The organism is bacterium (assembly GCA_028821235.1).
Classification (GTDB): domain Bacteria; phylum Actinomycetota; class Acidimicrobiia; order Spongiisociales; family Spongiisociaceae; genus Spongiisocius.
Map to the genome: position 1 here is coordinate 1 of JAPPGV010000006.1, position 4314 is coordinate 4314.

At 70.4% G+C, this 4314-nt stretch carries 5 protein-coding genes; 4 read left to right on the top strand and 1 reads right to left on the bottom strand.

Annotation, left to right across the window (positions count from 1 at the left end):
• The first annotated feature begins 181 nt into the window (after positions 1-181).
• Genes OXK16_00160 through OXK16_00175 form a run of 4 tightly spaced genes read left to right on the top strand, consistent with a single transcriptional unit; the run spans position 182 to position 4052 of the window.
• Positions 182-1153 carry a thiamine pyrophosphate-dependent dehydrogenase E1 component subunit alpha gene (locus OXK16_00160; GenBank protein ID MDE0374365.1) on the top strand — a complete coding sequence of 324 codons (972 nt, stop codon included), beginning with the start codon at positions 182-184 and terminating at the stop codon, positions 1151-1153.
• Between the two features lie 2 nt (positions 1154-1155).
• A complete protein-coding gene (locus OXK16_00165; protein ID MDE0374366.1) occupies positions 1156-2148 on the top strand; it encodes an alpha-ketoacid dehydrogenase subunit beta in 993 nt (330 codons plus the stop codon).
• A 16-nt stretch (positions 2149-2164) separates the two neighbouring features.
• Complete coding sequence (locus OXK16_00170) at positions 2165-2401, top strand: lipoyl domain-containing protein (GenBank protein MDE0374367.1); 237 nt, start codon at positions 2165-2167, stop codon at positions 2399-2401.
• Between the two features lie 7 nt (positions 2402-2408).
• Positions 2409-4052 (top strand): thiamine pyrophosphate-binding protein, encoded by a 1644-nt coding sequence (locus OXK16_00175; GenBank protein ID MDE0374368.1) that lies wholly within the window; start codon positions 2409-2411, stop codon positions 4050-4052.
• Positions 4053-4102: 50 nt separating this feature from the next.
• Here OXK16_00175 and OXK16_00180 read toward each other — a convergent pair.
• The coding region (locus OXK16_00180) for a hypothetical protein (protein MDE0374369.1) at positions 4103-4314 on the bottom strand (212 nt) is incomplete at its 5' end.

Genomic DNA, 4314 nt, shown 5'->3' on the forward strand with positions numbered 1-4314 from the left:
CCTTCCGCGACGGCATCACCCAGTGGCACGGTCTCGCCGAGACCGCCATGGTCAGTTGGACCGGACGGAACTAGCCGGCGACCCGGCCAGCCGTCCCTGAGCGGGCGGTAAGCGGGACAAGCAGGACAGACGGGGCGCCGAAGTCGCCCCGTGCGGGGCGCAGGTAGGATCGGCGCGCACTATGTCACCCGATACCCTCCTGCGCCTCTACCGGCGAATGGTGCGCATCCGGATCTTCGAGGAGAAGGTCCAGGAACTCCACAGGCTGGGCAAGTTGCCCGGCTTCGTCCATGTCTACGTGGGTGAGGAGGCGGTGGCGGTCGGCGCCTGCAGCGTGCTGCGTGACACCGACCACATCACCAGCACCCACCGGGGCCACGGTCACTGCATCGCCAAGGGGGCCGATGTCGCCCCGATGATGGCCGAACTGTTCGGGCGGGCGGATGGCTACTGCCGGGGCAAGGGCGGTTCGATGCACATCATCGACACCAGCCTGGGGATCCTCGGCGCCAACGGTATCGTCGGCGGCGGGATCCCGATGGCGACCGGGTCGGGCATCGCCGACGCGGTGCTGGGCCGGGACGGGGTCACGGTCTGCTTCTTCGGGGACGGCGCCGCCAACCAGGGCGTCCTGCTCGAGGCCCTCAACCTGGCCGCTATATGGAAGCTCCCGGTGGTCTACCTGTGCGAGTCCAACCAGTACATGGAGTTCACGCCGACCACCGACCTCACGGCCGGGAGAATCTTCCGCCGGGGCGAGCCCTTCGGGGTCGCCAGCATGGAGGTCGACGGGAACGACGTCCTGGAGGTCCGGCGGGTAGTCGGTGAGGCCGTCGACCGGGCCCGGCGCGGGGAAGGACCCACCCTGATCGAGGCGATCACCTACCGCCTCTCGGGTCACAGCGAGGGCGAGAGCGCCTTCGTGTCCGCCTACCGCACGGAGGAGGAGGTGGATAGCTGGAAGGCCCGCGATCCCATCACCCGCTTCCGGGACTTGCTGCAGACCGGAGCCGGGATCTCGGCCGCCCGACTCGACTCCATCGATGCGGAGGAACAGGAGGCGGTGAACGAGGCGGTGGTCTTCGCCGAGTCCAGCCCCTTCCCGTCGCCCGACGAGGCGCTCGATCACGTCTTCGCCCCCGCAGGAGGATGAGGATGACGAGGGCGTATTACATGGCGGCCATGAACCAGGCGCTCCGAGCCGCCATGGAGGAGGACGAGACGGTGATCGTGATGGGCGAGGACGTCGACCGTGGCGTCTTCGGCGTCACCCGGGGCCTGATCGACACCTTCGGCGCCAACCGGATCCGCAAGACACCCATTTCCGAGGCGGCATTCGTCGGCGGTGCTGTGGGCGCGGCCGCGGCGGGGCTGAAGCCGTTCGCCCACGTGATGTTCTCCAGCTTCTTCTACGTGGCCATGGATCAGGTGGCCAACCAGGCCGCCCGCCTCCGCTACATGTCGGGGGGCCAGGTGGAGCTCCCCATCGTCTATTTCGCCGGGACCGGGCCGTCCGGTTCCGCCGCCGCCCAGCACTCGGAGAACCCCCACTCGATCCTGATGCACACCGCCGGCCTCAAGGTGGTGATGCCGAGCACCCCCTACGACGCCAAGGGCCTGATGATGGCCGCCATCCGGGATCCCAACCCGGTGGTGTACCTGGCCGACCTGCGCCTCTCGCGCCGCCGCGAGTCCATCCCGGAGGACCCCTACGAGATCCCGCTCGGGGTGGCGGACGTCAAGCGGCAGGGCGAGGACGTCACGGTCGTGGCGCTGGCTTCGCTGGTCCACGTGGCCGTCGAGGTGGCCCGCAAGCTGGAGTCCGAAGGGGTCTCCGTGGAGGTCGTGGACCCGCGCAGCCTGGTGCCGCTCGACTGGGACACGATCGTCGCCTCGGTCCGCAAGACCGGGCGGCTGGTGGTGGCCGATCCGGCCCGCCGCTTGTGCGGCCTGGCCGCGGAGGTGATCGCCGGCGTGTCCGAGAGGGCCTGGGACTCCCTGCGCTCCCGGCCATGCCGGGTCACCTGGCCGGACATTCCCGTTCCGTTCAGCCCCGTGCTCGAGGGAAGGCTCGACGTGGGCGCCGATGACCTGGAGCAGGCCATCCGGACGACCATGGGCAGCCCGGCGGTAGACGGCTCGGCGTGAGGGGAGGGAGGCCGGTATGCAGGTGATACTTCCCAAATGGGGCGTGTCGATGCAGGACGCGGTGTTGATCCGCTGGCTGAAGGCGGTGGGTGCGCCGGTCGTCAAGGGCGAGCCCCTGGCCGAGTTCGAGACCGACAAGGTCGAGGTCGAGCTGGAGTCTCCGGCCTCGGGCGTCCTGACCCGGGTGTACGCCTCCGAGGATGACATCGTGGACGTCGGCGCTGTGATTGCCGAGATCCAAGAGACTCCCTAGCCGGCCCTTGGCTGCGCCCGACTATCCCGGCGGTGACCTGGTTGTAGACCTTCTCGCCGCCCGGGGCGTGCGGCATGTCTTCTCTGTCTCCGGCGGACCTCTCAACCCCATCTACCACGGCACCCTGCGCGCCCCGGTGAGGATCATCCACACCCGGCACGAAGCGGCCGCCGCCTTCATGGCGGAGGGCACCGCCCGGGTGACCCGATCCCCCGGCGTGTGCGTGGTGACCCTCGGACCGGGGGTGACGAACACGGTCACACCCGCGCTGGCGGCCACCCGGGCCGGCGTGCCGTTCCTGATCCTCGGCGGCCAGGCCCCGGTGAGCATGCTCGACCGGGAGCCGATCATGTCGTTCGATCCCTTGCCGGTGATGAGGCCGGTCACCAAGTACGCCGCCCGGGTGGTCGACCCCGCCCGGATCGAGGAGTACCTGGACGCCGCCTGGGCGGCCATGACGTCGGGACGTCCGGGTCCGGCCTTCCTGGAGATTCCGGTGGACGTGCTGGCCGGAGCCGCGCCCCCGCCGTCGGCGAGGCGCGCCAGGGGCCGCCGGTCCGGTCCGGGGCTGGCGGCCGAGCAGGCCGAGCGGCTCCGGCATCTGGTCTCGGGTGCCCGGCGCCCGTTGCTGGTAGCCGGCGACGACATCCTGTGGTCGGGCGCCGATGGTGAACTGGCCGAGGCGGTCGACCACCTCCGGGTTCCCTTCGTCACCCTCCGGCTCGGTCGGGGCCTGGTGGACGAGCGCCATCCCTGCTCCGCCGGGGTGGGCTACCTGGGATCGAACCCACCTCTCCGCAGCGCCCTCGCCCAGGCCGATCTGGTGCTGCTCATCGGCCACGAGTTCGAAGCCGACCTCGGGTACGGGGAGTCCGTCCGCGACGATGCGGTTGTGATCCAGTCGCATCCGGACCCGGGGGTGGTCGGCAAGTTCCTGCGGCCCGACCTCGGGCTGGTGGCCGGATCCGGCGCCGTGCTCGGCGCCCTGGCGACGTCCGATCCCGCCGGGTTCGACCGCACCTGGTGCGAGCGGGCGGCGCGGGATTGGCGCACCTGGCGAGAGCGGGCGGCCGCGGCTCCCCGGCCCGAAGGCGGGGGGATACACCCGGCCCGGCTCTCGGCACTGCTCGAGGAAACGATGCCGCCCGGTACCACCTTCGTTACCTCCCACGGCAACATCGACTTCTGGGCCGACCCCGTGCTGAGGATCAGCCCGCCCTCCCGGTACCTGCGCGCCGGCCAGTCGGGTGCGCTGGGCGCGGAGATTCCGTTCGGGGTGGCGGCGAAGCTGGCCTCCCCGGCCGCAACGGTGGTCGTGGTCGTCGGTGACGGCGGGTTCGCATTCCACGGTCTGGAACTGGAGACGGCCCTCCGCTGCGGGGCGCCGGTCGTGGTGGTGGTCTACGACGACGAGAAGTGGGGCGCCATCGCCCTACCGCAGCAGCGCGCCTACGGAACCGAGATCGAACTCGACCTGCCCCGCCGGGCGTGGTGGAGGGTCATGCGGGCGATGGGCGGTCACGGCGAGTATGTCGACGAGGAGGCGGACCTGGGCGGTGCTCTACGCCGCGCCCTCGAGTCGGGACTACCCGCCGTCGTCCAGGTCAAGGTACCGAGCGTCGAAGCGCCCTACGTGGAGTATCACTCGTAGCGACTAGGTGATCCGTGCGTCCATCAGAACCTGGCGTTCCTTACTCGAACCTACAAGCTCGCCAGGGCACCGGATCCGGGGTTCGCGGACGTTCCCGCCGGTGCGTGGTACGCGGAAGATGTTGCCAGCCTCGCCGTGTCGCCCTGACCGCCCGAGCCCCTCGGTTCAGGGGCGCCGCGGCTGAATCGGCCGCGCCCGTGCGCCGGGCCGTTGATGGCGATCAGCGAAATTCCCCAGAGTTGGTCAGCGAATTTCCCCACCC

What these genes read in the sequence shown, in the direction of transcription:
- OXK16_00160 (MDE0374365.1), top strand. Translation starts at nt 182, where the DNA reads ATGTCACCCGATACCCTCCTGCGCCTCTACCGGCGAATGGTGCGCATC.
- OXK16_00165 (MDE0374366.1), top strand. Translation starts at nt 1,156, where the DNA reads ATGACGAGGGCGTATTACATGGCGGCCATGAACCAGGCGCTCCGAGCC.
- OXK16_00170 (MDE0374367.1), top strand. Translation starts at nt 2,165, where the DNA reads ATGCAGGTGATACTTCCCAAATGGGGCGTGTCGATGCAGGACGCGGTG.